This window comes from Paenibacillus sp. CB74 (assembly GCF_055687625.1).
Map to the genome: position 1 here is coordinate 2,769,158 of NZ_CM146009.1, position 22,873 is coordinate 2,792,030.

General features: G+C 46.5%; 19 protein-coding genes. All 19 read right to left on the bottom strand.

Annotated features, from left to right (window positions below; genetic code table 11):
- Positions 1 to 59: 59 nt before the first annotated feature.
- On the bottom strand, positions 60 to 938 hold the full coding sequence (gene dapA / locus ACX9NY_RS12190; RefSeq protein ID WP_339241657.1) for a 4-hydroxy-tetrahydrodipicolinate synthase: 879 nt from the start codon (positions 936 to 938) through the stop codon (positions 60 to 62).
- A 47-nt stretch (positions 939 to 985) separates the two neighbouring features.
- On the bottom strand, positions 986 to 2,203 hold the full coding sequence (gene dapG, locus ACX9NY_RS12195; RefSeq protein WP_253433880.1) for an aspartate kinase: 1,218 nt from the start codon (positions 2,201 to 2,203) through the stop codon (positions 986 to 988).
- A gap of 376 nt (positions 2,204 to 2,579) precedes the next feature.
- Positions 2,580 to 3,176, bottom strand: a complete 597-nt coding sequence (locus ACX9NY_RS12200) for a dipicolinate synthase subunit B (protein ID WP_062833836.1) — start codon at positions 3,174 to 3,176, stop codon at positions 2,580 to 2,582.
- On the bottom strand, positions 3,173 to 4,072 hold the full coding sequence (dpsA, locus tag ACX9NY_RS12205) for a dipicolinate synthase subunit DpsA (protein ID WP_339260465.1): 900 nt from the start codon (positions 4,070 to 4,072) through the stop codon (positions 3,173 to 3,175). The genes ACX9NY_RS12200 and dpsA overlap by 4 nt, the downstream gene beginning before the upstream one ends.
- 159 nt (positions 4,073 to 4,231) lie before the next feature.
- Complete coding sequence (dut, locus tag ACX9NY_RS12210; protein WP_339241652.1) at positions 4,232 to 4,678, bottom strand: dUTP diphosphatase; 447 nt, start codon at positions 4,676 to 4,678, stop codon at positions 4,232 to 4,234.
- Positions 4,638 to 5,921: a M16 family metallopeptidase gene (locus ACX9NY_RS12215; protein WP_076326816.1), complete on the bottom strand. Its 1,284-nt coding sequence runs from the start codon at positions 5,919 to 5,921 to the stop codon at positions 4,638 to 4,640. Before ACX9NY_RS12215 ends, dut begins: the two co-directional genes overlap by 41 nt.
- A gap of 99 nt (positions 5,922 to 6,020) precedes the next feature.
- Positions 6,021 to 7,016, bottom strand: coding sequence for a polysaccharide deacetylase family protein (locus ACX9NY_RS12220; protein WP_339260463.1), 996 nt, complete (start codon positions 7,014 to 7,016; stop codon positions 6,021 to 6,023).
- A gap of 175 nt (positions 7,017 to 7,191) precedes the next feature.
- Complete coding sequence (pnp, locus tag ACX9NY_RS12225) at positions 7,192 to 9,294, bottom strand: polyribonucleotide nucleotidyltransferase (protein WP_472478710.1); 2,103 nt, start codon at positions 9,292 to 9,294, stop codon at positions 7,192 to 7,194.
- A 259-nt stretch (positions 9,295 to 9,553) separates the two neighbouring features.
- Positions 9,554 to 9,823, bottom strand: a complete 270-nt coding sequence (gene rpsO, locus ACX9NY_RS12230) for a 30S ribosomal protein S15 (RefSeq protein WP_056700672.1) — start codon at positions 9,821 to 9,823, stop codon at positions 9,554 to 9,556.
- Positions 9,824 to 9,982: 159 nt separating this feature from the next.
- Positions 9,983 to 10,921, bottom strand: a complete 939-nt coding sequence (locus ACX9NY_RS12235) for a bifunctional riboflavin kinase/FAD synthetase (RefSeq protein ID WP_445252553.1) — start codon at positions 10,919 to 10,921, stop codon at positions 9,983 to 9,985.
- 73 nt (positions 10,922 to 10,994) lie between these two features.
- Positions 10,995 to 11,918 (bottom strand): tRNA pseudouridine(55) synthase TruB, encoded by a 924-nt coding sequence (gene truB, locus ACX9NY_RS12240; RefSeq protein ID WP_472478711.1) that lies wholly within the window; start codon positions 11,916 to 11,918, stop codon positions 10,995 to 10,997.
- Complete coding sequence (locus ACX9NY_RS12245) at positions 11,912 to 12,889, bottom strand: DHH family phosphoesterase (protein WP_472478712.1); 978 nt, start codon at positions 12,887 to 12,889, stop codon at positions 11,912 to 11,914. Before ACX9NY_RS12245 ends, truB begins: the two co-directional genes overlap by 7 nt.
- A gap of 19 nt (positions 12,890 to 12,908) precedes the next feature.
- A complete protein-coding gene (gene rbfA / locus ACX9NY_RS12250) occupies positions 12,909 to 13,268 on the bottom strand; it encodes a 30S ribosome-binding factor RbfA (RefSeq protein ID WP_062833829.1) in 360 nt (119 codons plus the stop codon).
- Positions 13,269 to 13,293: 25 nt separating this feature from the next.
- Positions 13,294 to 15,879 carry a translation initiation factor IF-2 gene (infB, locus tag ACX9NY_RS12255; RefSeq protein ID WP_339241635.1) on the bottom strand — a complete coding sequence of 862 codons (2,586 nt, stop codon included), beginning with the start codon at positions 15,877 to 15,879 and terminating at the stop codon, positions 13,294 to 13,296.
- Positions 15,872 to 16,201: a L7Ae/L30e/S12e/Gadd45 family ribosomal protein gene (locus ACX9NY_RS12260; RefSeq protein ID WP_017689142.1), complete on the bottom strand. Its 330-nt coding sequence runs from the start codon at positions 16,199 to 16,201 to the stop codon at positions 15,872 to 15,874. The genes infB and ACX9NY_RS12260 overlap by 8 nt, the downstream gene beginning before the upstream one ends.
- Positions 16,194 to 16,499, bottom strand: a complete 306-nt coding sequence (gene rnpM, locus ACX9NY_RS12265; RefSeq protein ID WP_339260457.1) for an RNase P modulator RnpM — start codon at positions 16,497 to 16,499, stop codon at positions 16,194 to 16,196. Before rnpM ends, ACX9NY_RS12260 begins: the two co-directional genes overlap by 8 nt.
- 25 nt (positions 16,500 to 16,524) lie before the next feature.
- The gene (gene nusA, locus ACX9NY_RS12270; RefSeq protein ID WP_062833827.1) at positions 16,525 to 17,622 is read right to left on the bottom strand and encodes a transcription termination factor NusA; all 1,098 of its coding nucleotides are present in this window, start codon (positions 17,620 to 17,622) and stop codon (positions 16,525 to 16,527) included.
- 123 nt (positions 17,623 to 17,745) lie between these two features.
- Positions 17,746 to 18,207 (bottom strand): ribosome maturation factor RimP, encoded by a 462-nt coding sequence (gene rimP, locus ACX9NY_RS12275; RefSeq protein WP_062833826.1) that lies wholly within the window; start codon positions 18,205 to 18,207, stop codon positions 17,746 to 17,748.
- A 257-nt stretch (positions 18,208 to 18,464) separates the two neighbouring features.
- Positions 18,465 to 22,784 (bottom strand): PolC-type DNA polymerase III, encoded by a 4,320-nt coding sequence (locus ACX9NY_RS12280; RefSeq protein ID WP_472478713.1) that lies wholly within the window; start codon positions 22,782 to 22,784, stop codon positions 18,465 to 18,467.
- Between the last annotated feature and the right edge of the window lie 89 nt (positions 22,785 to 22,873).

The window sequence follows — 22,873 nt, forward strand, 5'->3', positions numbered from 1 at the left end:
TTCCTAATCTGAAGATATTCCCATGATTAATAAAATAGTTCCATATACAACCAAAATGATTACAAATTAAGCAGACCTTTGATATACACCTGCTCCTCTTCCGTTGGCGGAATAAGAGGCAAACGTACAGAGCCAACGTTCAAACCACGCAATGTCAGTGCATATTTTACCGCTACCGGGTTCGGTAGAGGCTGTGGACACTCGAACAGGCCTTTGAACACAGGGAACAGCTGTTGATGAATCTGAGCGGCCTGAAGAGGTGCACCGCCATAGAAGGCGTCAATCATTTTCTTCATTTCTGCCCCTACGACATGACTCGCCACGCTGACAATTCCATGTGCTCCAACCGCAATCGCCGGCAAGCCTGAAGCATCGTCACCGGAATAGACTCTGAAATGTTCTGGAGCACTTGCTGCAATCAGCGTAACCTGCTCCGTAGACGCACATTCCTTCGTAGCGACGATATTCGGGATCTCTGCAAGACGAAGCGTAGTTGCTGCTGACAGGCTGGTTACTGTACGCCCAGGCACGTTGTACAGCATAATTGGCAGCTTGGTAGAGCCAGCAATCGCTTCAAAATGTCTGAACAACCCTTCTTGGCTTGGTTTGTTGTAATACGGAACAACCAACAATATGCCATCCACTCCGGCACGTTCAGCTTCCTGTGTCAAATGGATGGAATGTGCCGTGTTATTGCTTCCCGTTCCGGCTATAATTTTGCACCGGCCGGCTGCATGTTTCACTGCAAATTCGAATAATTGAACTTTCTCAGTATCACTAAGTGTTGGAGACTCCCCTGTTGTTCCGGAAACTACGAGCGTCTCCGACTTTTGATCTACAATCAGATAGTCGATTAGACGTGCCGTTTCCTCCCAATGAATCTCTCCTTGTTCATTGAACGGAGTGACCATTGCTGTAATCAATCTTCCAAAGTCCAATTCGATTCCTCCTTCAAAACAGGTTTGGCTCCTCTAACTTCAGTTATTTACAAATGAAGTTCGAATGAGGCGTGAAGTGCCCTCAGGGCCTGAACCATATCTTCTTTTTTTACGAGTACCCAGATCGTTGTATTCGAATCTGCCGATTGCAGGATCTGAATGTCAGCCAGTGTCAAGGACTCGACGATTCGAGCCATAATTCCAGGTACACCATTAATGCCTCCGCCGATGACGGACACTTTGGCACAACCGGACAGGCTTTGTGGCTTGAGACCTATCTCCTGCAATACTTGTATGGCTTTCTCGGAATCACTGTCAAAAACCGTATAGACAACTCCCGAGGGGGTAACATTAATAAAATCAACGCTGATCGAATTCTCAGCCATGGTTTTGAACACTTTTAGTTGCAGCCGATCTGCACCACCAGGTACATCCACCGTAATTTGCGTGACATTGCTCACGTAGGCGATACCTGTTACATAACGGTCAACAATGCCTGTCTGCACATCCCGAAATCCTTCCGGATGCGTGACCAGCGTTCCTTCCGTGTCTGCAAAAGTAGATCTTACCCGCACTGGAATCTGGGATTGCATGGCAATCTCGACCGCACGTGGATGGATTACCTTGGCCCCGTGGTGGGCCATATTACAGATCTCGGCATAACTCACAACAGTCAGCGGACGCGCATCTTCAACAATTCGTGGATCGGCTGTGAGTATCCCGTTCACATCGGTGTAGATATCCACCATTTCAGCACGTAACGCTGCACCAAGCGCTGTCGCAGATGTATCACTTCCCCCACGACCCAATGTCGTGAAGTCTCCATTCTCCGTCTGCCCCTGGAATCCGGTTACAATAACGACACGCCCGAGCTGCAGCTGCTCCAACACACGAACAGGACGGACATCCAATATCCGGGCATTCCCGAAATTGTCGTCCGTCACAAAACCTGCTTGTGCACCGGTCAGCACTGTAGTTGGAATGCCTTCATGTTCGAGTAAACTGCTCAAAGTCGTCGCCGATATGATTTCACCACAGCACAGCAGTAAATCCTTTTCGCGTGCGGATAGTGCGTTTCCGTTCTGTGCAGCCCAGTCCAGCAACGTATCGGTCGCATATGGCTCGCCTCGGCGCCCCATCGCAGACACAACAATGACTAGACTCAATCCTGCCTCAAGTTCACGTTTAACGTGACGGAGCACATGCTCTCTCGCCTGAACAGTGGAGAGAGACGTGCCTCCGAATTTCTGTACCATGATACGCATCTTTATTCCTCCATTTGTGTACGCAAGAAGACTGGACACGGGTCAAATCAACAAATGGATCACTCTAGGGAGCGTTCTGATGCGATAATTTCAGCATTTTATACGGCATTCCATGCCACTCTTTGTTTTTTGTAATTGTCTTAGACAATCACAACCTCAAAGGTGGCGGTTGTTATCGAGATCATGACGCATACATTCACAATAGACCTCTCCCGCTTGCTTAACCTTTACTGCCCGCAAGCAGGAATGCCTTATAGACAGGAACGTGGACACAAGTAGCTGTTCAATCCAGCATATCGTCCCCCATGATTTTCTTTGTCTCTAAAACCCTTCATTTCTCCAAGCGCATAAACGTTGTCACCGAATCATTGATTTCTTAAGCTTGTGAAGAACGCTCCACAATCATCGGCTGCAACTGTTTGCCCTCAAGGGCACTCCAGCAAGCCTCTGGAATCAATTCCATTTTGGCGACTAACGAGTTTGGTTTCTTCACTGGATCGTCCTGCCCAAATGGCACAAAATACAAGTATTTGGCCACGAGCAATTTGGCGATATTCGCAGCATTCAAGCCCAGACCGTCATTCGTGGAAATGGCAAGTACAAGCGGACGCTGATTGCGCATCTGCGCTTTGGCTGCCATCAGCACTGGACTGTCGGTCATCGCATTAGCCAGCTTGCTTGTTGTATTCCCTGTGCATGGAGCAATCACCAGCACATCAAGCAGCTTGGAAGGCCCTAATGGCTCCGCTTCAACAATTGTAGAAATGATATCATTACCTGTTATATCTTTCAACTGTTTTTGCCAATTTTGCGCCGTACCGAAGCGTGTATCGGTCGTCAGCACCGAATTCGAAATAATCGGAATGACATTGGCACCTTCAGCCACGAAGCGGCTAATAACCGGCATAACCTCTTCAAACGTACAATGAGAACCCGTAATAGCATAACCTACCGTTTTTCCCTGCCAGTTCATGATTTAACCTCCCGTGCGTTCTGTTCTTCCAAAAGCAAACGGATCAACGCGTCGGCAATAATGCCGCCAGCCGTTTTGGGAGCAACAATGCCGGGGAGGCCAGGCGCAAGTAGCGCTTTGATACCGCGTTTGTCTGCATACCTGAAATCACAGCCGCCAGGAGCGGATGCAAGGTCGATAATAACAGCCTTTTGCGGCATTCTGGACAGGATTTGTGCTGTGATTATCATAGTCGGTATCGTATTAAAAAGCAAGTCAACTTCCCCGGTTTGAGCGGCCAAATCCGTTGTCATGAAAGGCTTCCAGCCCATTATTGTAGCGCGGGCAGCATCCTCTTCCCGCCTGATTCCCACCCGTACATTTGCTCCAAGTCCCTGCAGTGTTTTGGCCATTGTGAATCCTGTTCGACCAAGGCCAAGCACAATACATTCCGAACCATGGATTGTGAAGTCCGTCTCCCGAATTGCTATGGCGATGGCTCCCTCAGCTGTTGGAATGGAGTTGTACAGTGCAATATCATCACGATCAAGTACTTCAACAAGTCGCAGCCCATTTTCAAGACAAAGTTCGCGCAAGTAAGGCTTAGCCATACCTGTGAACACAATACAATGCTCCGGTAATGCTGCAATATGTTCCTTTTTCAAATAGATCGGCGTGTCACTAAATGAAGTACTCACTTTTCCCTGGTCATCGCAACCGACAACAGGCAGTACCAGTACATCTGCGGAAGCAAATACTTCGTCCTCCAGTTCCTGATGCTCAATCCCCGGAATGGAACGCTCTATTTTATCGAAACCCACCACACTTACCGTTGCATCCAGCTCTGCGCACTTTTGAATGACTTCAAGCTGCCGCGCATCTCCGCCCAGGACTACAATCCGGACTCCGGTCAGCATCGGGACGTCACTCCTTTCACCACATGTATGCCTTATCGTATGCAGGGGCCCACAGCGGGGTGAAAACAATAATTGCATTCAACCGTCCGTTTCTCAAATGTAAAAAAGAGCCGCCCCTGTCAGGGACGACTCTAAAGAATGGGTATATATATACGCTGTTTATTTCCCGGTATGACCAAATCCACCTTCACCGCGTACCGTTTCTGAAAGTTCCGTCACTTCCGTCAATTCAACCGCAGGCACCGTCTGGAAGACGATCTGTGCGATGCGCTCTCCCCGTACAATCGTGAACGGTTCCTGACCCAGATTGATCAACAGTACTTTGACTTCTCCGCGATAGTCCGCATCAATGGTACCCGGTGTGTTGAGGCAGGTAATTCCATGTTTGAAAGCCAGTCCGCTCCGAGGCCGAATCTGTGCTTCCAATCCAGCCGGCATTGCCATCGCAAGTCCGGTTGGAATCAGCGTACGCTGACCCGGCTGCAATACAACATCTTCCTGAAGTGCAGCTACGACATCAAAGCCGGATGCCAGCTCCGACATTTTTTGAGGCAGTTTAATATCTTCATTGCCCGGCAGTTTCTGTATTTGAACGTAATGCAACAAAATCATCCCTTCTCAATCCAGCGATCGTCTTATCTGAAGCGCCAACCATGGCAAGTGCAAAAGGCTCAGCAAACATCAGATCAAGCACCGCGTTAATATCGTCCATGGTTACTTGCTCAATTTTGGTGATCATCTCATCCAGCGTATGGTGTCTGCCTAGCATTAGCTCGTTTTTACCCAGACGGTTCATGCGACTGCCTGTGCTTTCCAAGCTGAGAATCAGGCTTCCCTTCAGCTGTTCTTTTCCTTTGCGGAGTTCATCTTCTGACAAGCCGTTTACAGCCAGGTCGCCCAGAACCTCTTTGGTGAGGTCGAGCACTTCTTTTGTCTGTTTCGGTGCTGTACCCGCGTATATCGTGAACAGTCCGCTGTCTGCATGAGAACTATGATAGGAATACACGGAGTATGCAAGTCCCCGTTTCTCGCGTATTTCCTGGAACAGTCTGGAGCTCATGCCTCCACCAATAGCGTTATTCAGAACAACCATAGCGAATTGAAGCGGATCTCCGATTTTACAGCCTGGGAACGAGATACATATATGATTCTGTTCCGTTTTCTTTTTGTGGAAGAGCTGTCCGCTTTGGAACGCCGGCATCGTCACTGCTTCTGTTACTCCATTAACATCAAAAGCACCAAAATGCTTCTCCATCAGATCAATTACACTGTCGTCAATATTACCCGCAATACTAATGACCGTGTTCTCAATCGTGTAGTGCTCCTTCATATATGCACGCAGATGGCTGGAATCCATCGCTTTGAGACGTTCTTCCGTACCCAGGATAGGGTATGCGAGCGGATGCTCACCATAAGCGGCCAAGGCCATCAGATCATGAACCATATCATCAGGCGTATCTTCATACATTGAGATTTCTTCCAGGATGACGTTTTTCTCCTTGATCAATTCACCATCATCCATTTTGGAACGGAAAAACATATCAGATAACACATCAACGGCAATCGGTAAATGTTCATCCAACACTTTTGCATAATAACACGTGTATTCTTTGGAAGTGAACGCATTCACGTTACCACCAATCGCATCGAACTGTTCCGCAATCGCCTTGGCATCATAACGATCTGTTCCCTTAAATAACATGTGTTCAATAAAATGTGATACTCCGTTACTTGCAGGTTGCTCATTACGCGAACCTGTCTTGACCCATATTCCGAAAGACACAGAACGGCAGGTCGGTATCTGTTCCATGACAACTCTGAGGCCATTGCCCAGCTGAATTTTTTTCATGGTTGGCCCTCCTACATCTCTATAATTGCCTTGATCTCAACCTTGAAATTGAAATCGACATTTGGTTCCAACTTTTTGATATTAACAAAAAAACAACGTTCACTCAACCGCAGATGTGTTTACACGTTCCGAAGACAACGTCTCACTTACCGTTCCGAGCACGAGACCTTTGGCCCGAATGGATTGAATCATACCCTTTAAAGCTCCCGAAGAAGCAGCTGTAGGGTGCATTAGAATTAACGTGCCTGCCTCGGTATTTTTCGCAATTTTGGCAACAACGGCATCCGGGCTTGGTTTACGCCAATCTACAGTATCTACTGTCCATAACACGGTCTGCAATCCCATGGAAGAAGCAATATCAACGGTCTTCTGATTAAAGTCACCTGAAGGCGGAGCAAACCAGCGATTCTCTACCCCCAGTGTTTTATGGAGCAGATCCTGCGTTTTACTAATTTCCAGCTTGGCTCGTTCTGCGCTCAATCGACTCATATTCGGGTGAGAATACGCATGATTGGACAGCTCATGCCCTCGTTTCTGAATTTCCTTGGCCAGTTCAACGTTTTTGCTTAACCAACTTCCATCCAGAAAAAAAGTGGCTTTCACTTTCTCTGCATCGAGCGTATCCAGCATCGGTATGATATATTCGTTCCCCCACGCGACATTAATCATAAAAGAAACCATCGGTTTGTTCGCATTTCCCCGATAGATCGGATGTGCACCCAAATCTTTAAGCTGAATCGCCGGTTCAATCTGACGGTAGATATAAGCAATTTTGGTATTCAACGTTCCACTCAGTGCCTTACGGTATGTCGCTTCCACATCAATCTCCATGCCATTATAGCCAGGAATCGCTTTCCATACCCGATCTACCCTGGCATTTACCGGAGCAATTTTTGTCTCAGCCGCTTTATCCCGAATCGCCGACAACAGCGCATCTTCTCCCGTTGCTTCCTTGAACATGTCAAAAGCATTTTGCGTACCTGGCCCATCACGGATCTCCGTAATGTATGTACGTACACTGCCAACTTGTCCGATCAACATGACCGCAGTCACACCTGCCAGAACAGCCGCCAGCTTTTTGGATTGGTTTCCCACAGCTCCATCCTCCCGCCGTCTTTGTCCCCATCATATGAGGACAAGGGCAGGAATATGAATACTAAGCCATGGTTTCATCCTTGTTTTTCGTATTTAAACGTTAAAAAAAGAGCCAGAAATTCACATTCTGTCTCTTCATTCAATCTATCCATTTATAACCTGTTGCTTCGGTATCCTAGGATTGAGCCGGAGCTTCAGCAGTCAAAACCGCTTTACGGGACAAGTTGATTCGACCTTGTGGGTCAATTTCCGTTACTTTTACCGTAATGGAATCACCGATGGCTACAACATCTTCCACTTTGGCAACACGTTCTGTTGACAGTTGTGAGATGTGCACCAGACCTTCTTTGTTTGGAAGTACTTCAACGAATGCACCGAATTTCTCAACGCGTTTTACTTTACCGACATAAATCTCGCCGACCAATACTTCGCGTACAATACCTTCGATAATCGCTTTAGCTTTATCATTCATCTCCTGGTTGGAAGAAGCGATAAAGACACGTCCATCCTGTTCAATATCAATTTTAACACCGGTTTCTTCGATGATTTTATTGATAATTTTACCACCTGCACCAATAACATCACGGATTTTGTCCGGATTGATATGCATCGTTGTAATTTTAGGCGCATATTGTGATAACTGCTCACGTGGTGTATTCATCACTTCAGTCATTTTGCTCAAGATGTGCAAACGACCTTCTTTGGCTTGAGCCAATGCTTCAGACAAAATTTGACGATCAATACCATCAATTTTGATGTCCATTTGAATCGCAGTTACACCTTCAGGTGTTCCGGCTACTTTGAAGTCCATGTCACCGAGGTGATCTTCCATACCTTGAATATCACTCAGAATGGATACATGATCTCCGTCTTTGATCAGACCCATAGCTACACCCGCAACTGGAGCTTTGATTGGTACACCTGCATCCATCATAGCTAGTGTGCTGGCACAGATACTTGCCTGGGAAGTTGAACCGTTGGATTCCAGAACTTCTGATACCAGACGAATCGTGTATGGGAAGTCTGTTTCGGAAGGGATTACTTTGGAAAGCGCACGCTCACCCAGAGCACCATGTCCGATTTCGCGACGGCCTGGAGCACGCAATGGACGAGCTTCACCTACGCTGAATGGTGGGAAGTTATAATGATGCATGAAACGTTTCGTTTCTTCAAGGCTAATTCCGTCCAAAATTTGAACATCGCCAAGTGCACCAAGTGTACAGATGCTAAGTGCTTGCGTTTGACCACGTGTGAACAAACCTGAACCATGCGTACGTGGCAGCAGGGAAGTATCACATTCGATTGGACGAATCTCAGCAAGACCACGTCCATCTGGACGAACTTTATCATGCGTAATCAGACGGCGCACTTCTTCTTTAACGATATCGTGCAGAACTTCCTTCACGTCTTTAAGCAATTCAGGACTTTCAATATATTTCTCTTCAAAGTGAGCAACCGTTTCGTCATTCACTACATCGATTGCATCTTGACGAGCATGCTTCTCAGCAATTTTAACAGCTTCAACCAGACGAGCACTTGCGAAATCACGCACACTGCTGTTGACTTCAGTATTAACGGCATGCAACTTAACAGCCATTTTTTCCTTACCGGCAACTTGCACGAGTTGTTCGATTACCGCAACAATGTTTTTGATCTCGTCATGTCCGAACATGATTGCTTCGAGCATCACTTCTTCAGGTAATTCGTTTGCTTCAGCCTCAACCATCATGATGGCATCCTTAGTTCCTGCAACCACCAGTTCAAGTTCACTGATTTCAAGCTGTGCAATCGTTGGGTTAATGATGAACTGGCCATCAATGCGTCCAACTTTTACGCCACCAATCGGTCCGCTGAATGGAACATCCGAAATGCTCAATGCTGCTGATGTACCAATCATTGCAGCGATTTGCGGTTCGCAATCCTGATCCACACTCATAACAATATTCAGAACTTGTACATCATTCCGGAAGCCTTCCGGGAACAATGGACGAATTGGACGGTCTGTCAGACGGCTTGAAAGAATTGCTTTCTCACTCGGTCTGCCTTCACGTTTAATAAATCCACCCGGGATTTTACCTACGGCGTACAATCTTTCTTCATAGTTCACCGTTAATGGGAAAAAGTCCAAATCTTTTGGCTCACTTGATGCTGTCACGGTACACAATACAACGGTATCCCCGTATGTTACCTTAACGGCAGCATTAGCCTGCTTGGCCAAACGCCCAGTCTCAAGCGTAAGCTTTCTTCCACCAAGCTGCATTTCAACACGCTGTTCCATGAAACCCCTCCTTTTATTCGTTCCTAATTCAATGGATTCTGCATATTCACAGTATTTCCTGCTTGTCCTGCATTCATTAGCTATGTATGGATCTTTCAACATGCTAACCTGCACAACAAAAGCTCCTCACGGAGCCCCATCTACAAATATATGGCAACATATTCATCTACAAAACAACCCGGCTGTAAGTTCCGCTTGTCCTTTTAGACAAAAGAATGACGGATAACAGCCAGGTTGGTTTTGAAAACATGTACGATAATTAACGACGCAATCCGAGTTTTTCGATCAGTGCGCTGTAACGTTTAACATCTTTGTTTTTCACGTAAGCCAAAAGCTTACGACGTTGACCTACCATTTTCAAAAGTCCACGACGTGAGTGGTGGTCTTTCTTATGCGTACGCAAGTGGTCTGTCAAACTTCTGATGTTTTCCGTAAGGATAGCAACTTGCACCTCTGGAGATCCTGTATCGGACTCGTGAGTTTTGTGCTCGTCGATCAGTTGTTGTTTACGTTCTTGAGTCAATGCCATCCTGTTCACCTCCTTCAATATAATCGCCATTAGCCTCGTCACCGCCGGTGAGAGCAAGCAACCAAGCCAAGGTTAATGTTGTCTCAATCGACAACGTAGTACAGTATATCATAATTGCCTAGTCAAAGTAAATGTAAACATGCATTTAATCCAGAACCTTTAAGATAACAGGCGACCGGCGGTTAATGCATCTTCACGAATCTGACTAATCAATGCATCAATAGAGTCGAACTTTCGTTCTGCACGAATATAGTGAACGAGCTCAACCTTTAGTTCCTGGTCATACAAGTGTCCGTCAAAATCAAGCAGGTGCACTTCAAACGTAGGTTTCATCCCGCTTTCGTGAAACGTAGGTTTCACACCGAGATTCATTACGCCATGCAGTTCCTGTTCGCCATACTGCACACGAACAGCGTAAACACCCTTCGATGGAGTAACGTAATGATCCGTGAGTTCAAGGTTGGCTGTGGGAAATCCAATCGTTCGTCCACGCTTCTCCCCGTGAATGACGGTTCCTCTGATGCTGTAAGGTCTGCCAAGCCACTGACTGGCCTCATCCATCTCCCCACGCTTCAACAGGCCACGAATGAGAGAACTGCTCACTTTTTCACCATTCAACAAGAAAGGAGGAACGGTTTCCACCGTCATCTCTCCTTCTCCCAACGTACGAAGAAGCTGTTCGTCCCCTGCCCCCTTATGACCAAAACGGAAGTCAAAACCCACAACCGCTGTTCGTGTTTGAAGAGGAATCAACAGGTCGTGTACAAATTGCTGTGGAGTCAACCGTGAGAACTCTTCATTGAACTCCACCACATAAAGTACATCAACGCCCATTCCTGCCAGGATGTCTTCTTTATCTCTCAAGGGAGTTAGATAACCCTCGTAATCCCCTTTGCGCATAACTTCCTTCGGATGTGGATGAAAGGTCATGACCGCTGCCTGCATGCCCGTTTCCCGCGCAATGCGGACAGCTGATAAAATGACACTTGCATGTCCGAGATGCAGTCCGTCGAATTGACCAATTGCAAGCACTTGGGGAAGTGCGCCCAGCTCAGTCGAATGTAACGTCTGCGGATAGGTTAGCATTACGGTTTTCACAATCATTCACCTGCATTTCACTAGATAGGTCAGGCTTGAGCATTACCACTACAACTCCAAGCCCGATACCTCTTTATTCCGGCAAAAAGACTTTAACTGCCCTCACCGTTGGTTTTAGTTCATCCCGTTCAAATATCCCCAGAAACGTACCATCCTGAGCATACAACCGTAATAAACCTGGTTGCTCTACTGGCGGTTCCAGAAGACGTGCAGACAGCTTCTGACCTTGAAGTGCTCCTTTGGCCTGTTCATCTCCAACCTTGTGGGCCGGAATCGAAGCAATAGCTTCGTCAACAGGAATCAGCGCCTCCGCCAAAGTTCCCTCAGCCATAAGTTGTTCCACTTCTTCAATACGAAGACAATGATCTGCAGTGATACCTGCCGATATCGTACGCTCCAGTCGAACCATGGTCGATGGATATCCGAGTTGTCGACCGATGTCTACACACAATGTACGTATGTAGGTACCTTTTGAACACAAGGCGCGGAAAGATATATCGGTCGTATCGCCTTGAGTTTCAATCCCTGTAAGCTCAAGCTCATAGATTGTGACCTCACGGCTCTTACGCTCTACCGTCTTCCCTTCACGAGCAAGCTCATAAAGACGTTTGCCGTCTACCTTTACCGCAGAATACATGGGAGGAACCTGAGAGATCGTGCCCAGAAACTGCTCAAGCACCTGTTGAACCTGATCCTGTGTGACTTCCACCGGTGTTTCAGCACGCTCAATGACTTCCCCTGTCATGTCCTCTGTGTCAGTAGACAGTCCCAATCTAAGCGTAGCCAGATATTCCTTCGGAAGCTCCTGCATGTATTCTACGACGCGTGTCGCCCGTCCAAGACAGAGCGGCAGGACGCCTGTAACTTGTGGGTCCAGTGTGCCCGTATGACCAATGCGCTTCATCTTGAGAATGCGACGCATCTTGGCTACAACATCATGAGAAGTAAATCCCGCCGGTTTATATACCGGAAGTACACCTTCAAATGGCTTTACCATTGTGAATTCACCTGCTTCAGTACTTTTGCAACAATTTCATCAAGACTGCCTTCGAGACGACATCCGGCTGCGAGCACATGCCCGCCTCCGCCAAAGGTCTGTGCTAATGCAGCAACATCAATCTTGCCAGCCGAACGCAGAGAAACCTTGACGGCGTTCTCGTTGATGACTTTGAAAAAGATACCCACTTCCACGCCTTGAATGTTGCGCGGGTAGTTTACTACCCCTTCAAGATCTTCATTAGCCGCTCCGCAAGCTACCATATCATCAGGTGTAATAACAACCCAGGCTATCTTTCCATCCTCTGTCATCTGTAGGCTTGTTAGTGCCTGATTCAAAATTCGAACTTGTGGAAGAGTCACCTGCTCCAGCAAGGTCTGGGCAAGATAAGGTCCATCCACACCATGTTCAAGCAGTCTGGAGGCCGTTGTCATTACATTTGGACTGGTATTGGCATAGCGGAAACCACCTGTATCCGTAAGCAATCCTGTATAAACTGCTGTCGCAACATCTTTATCCCATGTTACTTGGAAAAGGTTCAGAAAATCGAATAAAATTTCAGCCGTTGCAGCAGCATCTGACTTAATGATGTTGACAGTACCATAACCGTCATTCGTAGGGTGATGATCGATATTCAAAATAACAGCATCTTCTTCGAAATAATGACGCGTCAAACCTACTCTGGCAAAGTCTGCACAATCCACACAGATAACAGCTTTATATTTTCGCTGCGGTGGTTGTTCGGTCATGTTCACAATGTTGCCTGCTTCCCACAAAAATTGCATGCGATGCGGGATATCGCCTTCATTAATCATCGTGAATGTCTTACCCAGACATGACAGCAGCCAGCCCACCGTTACCGTCGAGCTGACTGCGTCACCGTCCGGCTGTACATGCGACACGACCAGGTAATCATCATGCTCCAGCAGAAATTGCTTTCCGGCCTGGAGCGCCTGTTCATAAGTGTGCATTGCCGTCTCCTCTATTCTGTTACTGGGATTCGTTCTTGTCGGAACCAATATCGCCAAGCAGCTTCTCAATTCGGCTACCATAAGCGATGGATTCGTCAATCTTGAATATCAACTCGGGAACATGACGAAACCGGATACGTTTGCCCAGCTCGGAACGCAAAAATCCATTTGCTTTTGCCAGTGCTTTGAGCGAGTTATCTTTTTGTTCCTGTTCACCGAAGACACTCAGATAAACTTTGGCTTGCGACAAGTCTCCTGTCACTTCGACTCCCGTTACCGTAATAAAGCCGATACGTGGGTCCTTCAGTTCAGACTGGATGAGCAAACTCAATTCTTTCTTGATTTGCTCGCCCACTCTACCTGTACGAATCTTAGCCATTGTTGTTCACCTCATGCTTCCTTGCTTATCGTTGTACTGTCTCCATAATGAAGGCTTCGATAACGTCGCCCTCTTTGAGATCATTATATTTATCCAGTGTGATACCGCACTCATAGCCTTGGGCTACTTCTTTGGCATCATCTTTATAACGTTTCAGGGAATCCAGCTTACCTTCGTAAAGGACGATGCCGTCACGAATCAGGCGTGCTTCCGCAGAACGCGTAATTTTACCTGAGGTAACCATACAACCAGCGATGGTACCCACTTTACTGATGGAGAACGTGCTACGAACCTCAGCATGACCGATAACTTTTTCTTTGTAGATCGGATCAAGCATTCCTTTCATCGCTTGTTCAATTTCTTCGATAACACTGTAGATTACGCGATGCAGACGGATGTCTACTTGCTCTTGATCTGCAGTTGCTTTCGCCTGGTTATCAGGACGAACGTTGAAACCAATTACGATGGCATTGGATGCTGCAGCCAAAATGATGTCGGACTCAGTGATTGCACCAGCGCCGCTATGAATGATTTTCACGCGAACACCTTCAACTTCGATCTTAGCAAGGGAACCTTTCAATGCTTCAACCGAACCTTGTACGTCACCTTTGATGATAACGTTCAGATCTTTGATCTCGCCATCTTTAATGTGTTGGAACAGATCATCCAACGTTACGCGAGTATGTGTCCCCAGATCGGATTCACGTTGCGTAATCGCACGTTTGTCAGCGATGGAACGCGCCTTGCGCTCATCTTCAAACACCATGAATGGATCTCCAGCACCTGGAACTTCTGTCAGACCTGTGATTTCGACAGGTGTTGAAGGTCCAGCTTCTTTCAGACGACGACCTTTATCATTGACCATCGCACGGACACGACCGAAGCAGTTACCTGCTACGAAAGCATCTCCGACTTTCAATGTACCGTGCTGTACGAGGATACGGGCAACTGGGCCACGTCCTTTATCCAGCTCGGCTTCGATCACTGTACCACGGGCACGTTTGTCCGGGTTCGCTTTGTATTCGTTCACTTCTGCAACGAGCAGAATCATTTCAAGCAGACCTTCCAGACCCATTCTTTGTTTCGCAGACACGTTAACAAAGATGGTATCTCCGCCCCATTCTTCCGGAACGAGTTCATAGTTAGTCAATTCTTGTTTTACTTTATCCGGATCAGCACCCGGTTTATCGATTTTATTGACAGCTACGATAATTGGAAGCCCAGCAGCTTTGGCATGGTTAATGGCCTCAACCGTTTGTGGCATAACACCGTCATCCGCAGCAACAACAATAATTGTAATATCCGTAACCTGTGCTCCACGCGCACGCATCGCTGTAAACGCTTCGTGACCCGGAGTATCCAGGAACGTAATTTTCTTGTTGTTGATTTCAACTTGATACGCACCGATGTGTTGCGTGATTCCGCCTGCTTCGCCGCCTGTTACATTCGTAGAACGAATCGCGTCAAGCAATGTCGTTTTACCATGGTCAACGTGTCCCATGATGGTTACTACTGGAGGACGAGACTGCAAATCTGCAGGATCATCATTCTCTTCCAGTGTTTCGAAACGGTCATCTTCGAGCACAATCTTCACTTCAACTTCGACACCGAACTCTCCAGAAAGCAGCAGAATTGTTTCGATATCAAGTTCTTGGTTGATTGTTGCCATAACACCCATCGCGATGAGTTTTTTGATAACTTCGGAAGCATCCTTATGGAGCAACTTCGCTGTTTCACCAACGGTCATATCACCACGAACGATGATTTTCTTAGGTGTGTTATCAATTTTCTCACGTTGCTGGTACTGTTGTTGATTTCTGTTGCGATTGTTCTTGCCACCACGGTTACCACGATAGTTGCCACCACGATTGTCATCATAACGACGTCCACCGCCACCGCTGTTTGAACGGTTGCCACTATTGTTATTGTTGCCAGTAGTACCACCTGGGCCACTTCTGCGTTGGCCTTGTCCTTGGCTCTGACCTTGGCCACCGCTACGGTTGCCGCCAGTACCTGTATTACCGCCGCTGTTAGGTCCTGAAGTTCTTACTTGACCGCCACCGCTGTTATTTGGACGTTGACCCGTTCCTTGCGGACGGGATGCAGTACTGCTTTGTCCACCTTGAGCCGGTCTTGGACGGTTAGTTGATTGTCCTCCTTGGCTTGAGCCTTGGGAAGAGTTCGTTCTGTTGCGGCTGTCTTGGCCGCTGGGTCTTTGGGTGCCATTGTTATTGTTGGAATTTGGTCTATTGTTCATACCTACCTGCTTTTCCTGTTGTATTTTTGTTTGTACGGGACTACCGGATGTGTTACTGCTATTCGGCGTGTTCACTCCGCCGGCCGGCTTGTTGCTGTCCACTGGTTTGTCACTGCGTACTGCCGAAGTAGCAACTGGTTTTGCTTCGTTGCCTTTTTTGGAAGCAGCAGTGGATTTTATATCTTTAAAAAATTGTTCCACCTTACCGACTGAACCATTCTCCATGACACTCATATGATTGTTTACGGGAATTTCCAGCTTTTTAAGAATGGTTATAATTTCTTTACTACTCATATTAAGGGACTTCGCATATTCATAAACTCGCAATTTATCCTTGTTTTCCTGTTTACTCAATATACTCCACCTCCGACATTATACCGACTTGCTTGGAGATCATTTTTGCAAACCCTCGATCCGTTACTGCAAGAACAACACGCGTGTCTTTACCGATACTTGAACCCAGACTATCCCGGTCAAATCCGATCAACAGAGGAACCTTATAAGTTCCGCATTTATCGCGAAATTTCTTTTGTGTATTGGCTGAGGCGTCACCCGCAACAATAACCATTTTAGCTTCGGAAGAACGGATCGCTTTAAGTACAATTTCTTCACCTGTTACAAGTTTACCTGCACGCATAGAGAGTCCCAGATAAGACAGCGTTTTAATATTAGTCATTTTCACGCTCCTGTGCTGCTATGAATTCATCCTCAACCGCGATGAAGTCAGCTGCTAGTTGCTCGTAAATTTCAGGTGAGACTTTGCCTTTTAACGCCCGATCCAAAGCCCGGTTTTTGAGCGCGAGCTTAAAACAGGACTCTTTGCCGCATAAATAGGCACCACGTCCGGATTTTTTGCCAGTCAAATCGATCAGCACTTCATCCTCTGGCGTTTTAACGATGCGAATCAGCTGCTTTTTGGGCATCATTTCCTGGCATGCCACACATTTGCGCAGCGGCACTTTTTTTGGTTTCATACGTCAGCGCCCCCCGTACTTTACTTTAGTCGACGGAGACGGAATCCTGATGCATTTCAGAAGAAGAATCTTTTTCTCTGCCGAATTCCTGTTCCGCCTGGCTCTCGCTCTTAATGTCGATTTTCCAGCCAGTTAATTTGGCTGCCAATCTGGCATTTTGGCCTTTGATACCAATTGCGAGCGACAGTTGATAGTCCGGAACGATAACCCGAGCCATCTTTTCTTCCTCAAATACATGAACTTCCAACACTTTGGAAGGACTCAGTGCATTGGCAACATATTCGTCTACCTGATCGGAGAAACGAACGATGTCGATTTTTTCACCGCGCAGCTCACCCACAATGGTCTGCACGCGCATTCCCTTAGGACCTACACAAGATCCAACTGGATCAACTTCCTCGTTGCGGGAATGTACGGCAATCTTGGAGCGGAACCCTGCTTCGCGAGCGACGGAGCGAATTTCAACTACACCGTCAAAGATCTCAGGCACTTCCAGTTCAAAGAGACGTTTCAAGAGACCCGGATGGGTACGGGACAAGATGATTTGCGGCCCTTTGGTCGTATTCTCGACCTTGGTGATATACGCCTTAATACGGTCACCATGAACAAACTTCTCGTTCGGCATCAATTCGGTTAGCGGTAAAGCCGCTTCGATTTTGCCCAGATCGATGTAGATATTGCGCAAATCCTGACGCTGCACCACTCCCGTAACGATATCTTCTTCCTTATCTACGAAAGCGTTGTAGATCAGGCCGCGTTCGGCTTCACGAATCCGCTGGGTCACTACCTGTTTGGCAGTCTGTGCGGCGATACGTCCGAAATCACGCGGCGTAACTTCAATCTCCGCAATATCTTCCAGCTGGAAGTGTGGGTTGATTTCTCGTGCAGCAGGCAATGAAATTTCGGTACGTGAATCCAGGACTTCTTCCACGATCAATTTGCGGGCATACACCCGTATAACTCCCGTATTACGGTTCATGTCAACACGCACATTCTGGGCCGTGTTGAAATTCCGCTTGTAGCTGGAAATTAGTGCAGCCTCGATCGCTTCAAACAGCACATCCTTGCTGATCCCTTTTTCCCGTTCCAATTCATTCATTGCTTCAATAAAATCCATACTCATGAATGTTGATCCCCCTTTCAAACATGGCATCTCATACGTAAAACGGCGAAAGGCTCTGAACTCATGAGCACCTTGCCGTTATCGTGAGATGTGTCTTTTTCATTAATAAAGTGAACAAGGCACTTAAAACAAAATAGCTAGGCGCGCACTGGCAACCTTATCATAAGAAATGGCATGCTGTTTTTTACCTGCTTCAATCACGAGTTCCCCGTCATCAAAGGAAAGCAGCTTGCCTTCAAATTCCTTCAATCCGTTCACCGGCTCGTAGGTTGTAACAAAAACATTTTTGCCTACAGCTTTGGTAACGTCCTCAGGTTTTTTCAGTGGACGCTCCGCACCGGGAGAAGACACTTCAAGGAAATAGATGGTTGGAATCGGATCGTTCTCATCCAGCTTGGCGCTCAGCTTTTCGCTGATCAAGACGCAATCGTCGATGTCGATGCCACCCTCTTTGTCGACATACACCCGTAAAAACCAGTTGCTGCCTTCTTTGACGTATTCGATGTCAACCAGCTCGAAGCCTTGTTCGTTCAAGTAGGGTTGGATCATTTCTTCCACGGTAGATTTAATGTTCGTTGTGCTCAAAACCAATAACCTCCAACTTAGGTTACACCAGCAAAAAAGCACTGGCAGATTATTCAATACCCAAGATTCTTGTATACCAAAGACTAAAGAGTGGGTTTCCCCACTCTTTAGAAATTCGTACTATCTCGTTCACTTCAAAAATTATAACATAGTCTGGTAATAGTGACAAGTAAGCGATGATTCAGGCGGTTTACTTACTAATGAAGGAAAAATTACGTTGCCCCCATCAATCACCATTTTAAGATCCAAATTCAGGCCTAGAAAAGAGAAAGCTGATTGCTCTCTGGCAAGCCGCGGAAACATCCCATATTCGACAGCAGTTCAACAATGGTCTTACTTGCTTTCGACTTCTGCTGGAAGTCCTCAACCGACAGAAACTCACCATGATCTCTAGCTGCAGCAATATTACGAGCGGCATTATCACCGATTCCTGCCAGCGCCGAAAATGGAGGGATTAATGAATTTCCGTCAACGATGAACTTCGTTGCTTCCGAACGGTATAAGTCAATGGATTTCAGCGAGAATCCGCGTGCTGTCATTTCCAGACCCATTTCCAAGACAGGCAACATGTTTTTCTCTTTTGGAGGTGCCTGGAAACCCAATTGCTCAATTTCCGTTATTTTTCGATAGATCGCATCATATCCCTGACACATCAGTTCGATATCAATCTCATCCGCCCGCACGGTAAAGTAGGTTGCGTAATATTCAATCGGATGGTATAGCTTGAAGAACGCCGTACGTACTGCTGAAATAACATAAGCGGCCGCGTGAGCCTTCGGGAACATGTACTGGATTTTGAGACAGGAATCAATGTACCATTGAGGCACTTTACAATTCTTCATCTCGTCAATCCATTCCTGTGGCAAACCACGTCCCTTACGAACGCTCTCCGTGATTTTAAAGGCCAGACTGGCGTCCATTCCCGTTTTATAGATCAGGAATAACATGATGTCATCCCGACAACCGATTACAGTCTTAATGTTGCACGTTCCGTTCTTAATCAGATCCTGAGCGTTTCCAAGCCATACCCCTGTACCATGTGACAATCCGGAGATTTGCAGTAAATCGGCAAAAGATGTCGGCTGGGATTCAACAAGCATCTGACGTACAAACTTCGTTCCCATCTCCGGCACACCAAATGTCGCAACTGGCGACCGAAGCTGTTCCGGTGTGACTCCTAGCGCTTCGGTGGAGTTAAACATGCTCATGACTTTGGGATCATTCATCGGAATGGTCGTTGGATCGACCCCTGTCAAATCCTGCAACATCCGCATCATCGTCGGATCATCGTGTCCCAGAATATCAAGTTTCAGCAAGTTTTCTTCAAAAGCATGATAATCAAAGTGTGTCGTTTTCCACTCTGCATTAACGTCATCAGCCGGGAATTGAACAGGTGTAACGTCTTCGACCTCGATGTAATCAGGAACCACCACAATACCGCCGGGGTGTTGTCCAGTGCTCCGTTTTACCCCTGTACATCCCGAAGCCAATCGATTCAATTCAGCTCCGCGCCATTTCTTGTGATGTTCTTCCTCATATTTCTTGGCAAAACCAAATGCTGTTTTCTCAGCCACCGTACCAATGGTCCCGGCACGGAAAACACTCTTCTCACTAAACAGTACTTTCGTATAGTTATGAGCATGAGGCTGATAATCACCAGAGAAGTTCAAGTCAATATCGGGAACTTTATCTCCTTTAAAGCCAAGGAAAGTCTCAAACGGAATATCCTGGCCTTCTCCTTTAAGCGTACCACCACAATTCGGACATTCTTTCTCTGGAAGGTCAAATCCACTCCGAACACTGCCGTCCAGGAACCACTCGCTGTATTTGCATTCTGAATTCACACAAATATAATGAGCTGGGAGCGGATTAACCTCGGATATACCCAGGAATGTAGCAACGACAGAGGAGCCTACCGATCCCCGCGAACCTACGAGATAACCATCCTGATTCGATTTTTTAACCAAGCGTTCCGAGATCAGATAGTTGGCAGAAAAACCATATTTAATAATTGGAATGAGTTCTTTCTCCAGTCGTGCCACGATTACTTCTGGTAATTCTTCGCCATAGATGGACTTGGCAGTGTTATAGCAGGTATTACGAATTTCTTCGTCCGCACCTTCCAGAATCGGAGTAAACAGTTTGTCCGGGAATAACTTAATTTCCTCAAATCGGTCAGACAACTCCACCGTATTAGTAACAACAACCTCGTATGCTTTGTCTTGACCGAGGAACTGGAACTCTTCCAGCATCTCCTCTGTCGTTCTAAAATGTGCATCCGGTTTACGTTGATCTTTCAGTGGACTAAATCCTGTAATTCCGTGAATGGTGATATCCCGATATAACTTGTCACGAGGCTCCAAATAATGCACATTACCTGTGGCTATGACCGGTTTGTTAAGCTTTGCACCTATATCGATGACTTTACGGATCGCTGTTTTGATCTCTTCGGGTGTAGCCACCAGACCTTTATCCACCAAATGCATATACATGGTAAGTGGTTGGATCTCCAGTATGTCATAGAACTCGGCGATCTCTTCCGCTTCTTCGAGCGATTTGTTAAGTACCGCTTCGAAAAACTCACCTTTTTCACAGCCCGATATCACAACAAGGCCTTCACGCAAATTAATCAGTTTTGATTTGGGAATGCAAGGTACACGCTTGAAATGTTCCGTATGAGAGAGAGATACCAGCTTATATAGATTTTTCTTACCGATATCATTCAGTGCATAGATTCCACAATGAAAAGGTCTTGTATTCGACAAATCGACACCCACATAATCATTCAAACGATCGAGCCTCGTCAAACCTTTCATCTGTGCAGCATCATTTAGCAGTCCAATCAGGATACCCGCGAGTGCAACCGTATCATCAATGGCACGGTGATGGCTTTCGAGTCCAACCTTATATTTATCCGCCATCGTATTCAGACGGTGGTTTTTATTTTTCGGAAATAACAATCGCGCCAGTTCCAACGTATCAAGAACCGGGTTAGGAAGCTCAGGCAGTCCAATTTGCTTCAGGGAAGCTTGGATAAAGCCCATATCAAAACGTGCATTATGGGCAACAAGTACACCATCTCCGGCAAACTGCACAAAATCACGAATAACAGGCTCAAGTTCAGGTGCGTCTTTTACCATGTCATCATTAATATTCGTCAATTGCTGAATGTTGTAGGGAATACGTTCATGCGGATTGACAAAGGTCGCAAACCGGTCGATTTCTTTGCCATCTTGCATCTTCACGGCAGCAATCTCAATAATTTTGTTCTGCGTTACCGAAAGACCTGTGGTCTCGATATCAAATACGATGTATGTCGCAGTTTGCAGATCCAAAGGCTGCGGAGCCATTACAACTGCGACAGAGTCATTCACGACATTAGCCTCAAGGCCGTAGATCATTTTTATTCCATTTTTCTTAGCAGCCTTGGAAGCCTCAGGATATACCTGCACCCCGCCATGATCACTGACAGCAATGGCCTTATGACCCCACTCTGCTGCCATTTTCACGTATTTGTCAATTGAAGTTACAGCATCCATGGTACTCATCGTAGAGTGCAGATGGAACTCCACCCGCTTCTCTGGTGCATTGTCTTTGCGAGACGGAGGTGCTTTGACTTCTATCAGATCCGATGGAATCATTGCAAGTTCAGGAATTTGCATAAACCGGTCGTACTCTACACGACCACGCACTTTTACCCATTTACCATTAGCAAGCAAACTGAGAATTTTAACATCCTCTTTTGTTTTGGCAAACATCTTCATTTGCATGGAGTCCGTGAAGTCGGTTAGATAGAAGGTAAACAACGTATTGCCGTTTCGCAGTTCTTTGCGATCCAGACCAAACACCGTACCTTGAAGCGTAACCTTTTTCTCTTCATCCTGGATTTCCTGCATAGGCACTGCTGGCTCCTTGATATCGTAACCCATCTGCAAACGCAGATCCCCCTGCTCCTCATCCACCGGGATTTCTGTATCCACTTCACTCATCATCTTTTCGATGACCTCAAGTTCCTCAACACGTTTTTGGGCCTGGAACTGTTCCATGGCCTCTTTATTGCTTCCCACTTCGCCTACTTGCATCTTGATGCGGAGCGGTAGATGAAAATATTTTTCATAGAACGTCTTAATGGCCTGATCAATCTGTTTCTTACGAGCCAATTCCATTGACGTTGCATCACTCATCGTCAGTTGCAGGAGATCTGCTTCACATTCAAACGTAGTCCGGTTCATCCAACCATTCACGGATGGAATCTCACGTGTAACCCACTCCCGAAACAAATTCCAATATTCACTAACGATATCGCCATTCTGTACCTTGTCCGTATATTTAAAGCCAAATGAAATTTTGGCGATATGATTCATCTTCTCTTGAATATGCAGACAAAATGTGCGAAAGATTGGAGCCGGTACCAATGTATCCTTCGCAATCAGAATATTCCATTCCCGATTAGTTCGATTGGTCTCTACTTGTTCAATCCATCCATCCAAAAAATAGGGATCTAACAGACCAGACGGAAGCTCTGCCTGTTTCATCAACAACTCAAACCGTTTTCTCTTCTCATCAAATCCGCTCATCGTGTTCCTCCTTGTACCCCCTTAAAGCATGAAAAGCCCCTGCATTCAAAAATGTCACCGATCCGAACTCGCACCGACTCATTTTATCC

What these genes read in the sequence shown, in the direction of transcription:
- ACX9NY_RS12245 (WP_472478712.1), bottom strand. Translation starts at nt 12,889, where the DNA reads ATGCACACTTATGAACAGGCGCTCCAGGCCGGAAAGCAATTTCTGCTG.
- rbfA (WP_062833829.1), bottom strand. Translation starts at nt 13,268, where the DNA reads ATGGCTAAGATTCGTACAGGTAGAGTGGGCGAGCAAATCAAGAAAGAA.
- ACX9NY_RS12260 (WP_017689142.1), bottom strand. Translation starts at nt 16,201, where the DNA reads ATGACTAATATTAAAACGCTGTCTTATCTGGGACTCTCTATGCGTGCA.
- ACX9NY_RS12200 (WP_062833836.1), bottom strand. Translation starts at nt 3,176, where the DNA reads ATGAACTGGCAGGGAAAAACGGTAGGTTATGCTATTACGGGTTCTCAT.
- rpsO (WP_056700672.1), bottom strand. Translation starts at nt 9,823, where the DNA reads ATGGCATTGACTCAAGAACGTAAACAACAACTGATCGACGAGCACAAA.
- truB (WP_472478711.1), bottom strand. Translation starts at nt 11,918, where the DNA reads ATGGTAAAGCCATTTGAAGGTGTACTTCCGGTATATAAACCGGCGGGA.
- ACX9NY_RS12215 (WP_076326816.1), bottom strand. Translation starts at nt 5,921, where the DNA reads ATGAAAAAAATTCAGCTGGGCAATGGCCTCAGAGTTGTCATGGAACAG.
- dapG (WP_253433880.1), bottom strand. Translation starts at nt 2,203, where the DNA reads ATGCGTATCATGGTACAGAAATTCGGAGGCACGTCTCTCTCCACTGTT.
- nusA (WP_062833827.1), bottom strand. Translation starts at nt 17,622, where the DNA reads ATGAGTATGGATTTTATTGAAGCAATGAATGAATTGGAACGGGAAAAA.
- ACX9NY_RS12280 (WP_472478713.1), bottom strand. Translation starts at nt 22,784, where the DNA reads ATGAGCGGATTTGATGAGAAGAGAAAACGGTTTGAGTTGTTGATGAAA.
- rnpM (WP_339260457.1), bottom strand. Translation starts at nt 16,499, where the DNA reads ATGAAACCAAAAAAAGTGCCGCTGCGCAAATGTGTGGCATGCCAGGAA.
- dpsA (WP_339260465.1), bottom strand. Translation starts at nt 4,072, where the DNA reads ATGCTGACCGGAGTCCGGATTGTAGTCCTGGGCGGAGATGCGCGGCAG.
- pnp (WP_472478710.1), bottom strand. Translation starts at nt 9,294, where the DNA reads ATGGAACAGCGTGTTGAAATGCAGCTTGGTGGAAGAAAGCTTACGCTT.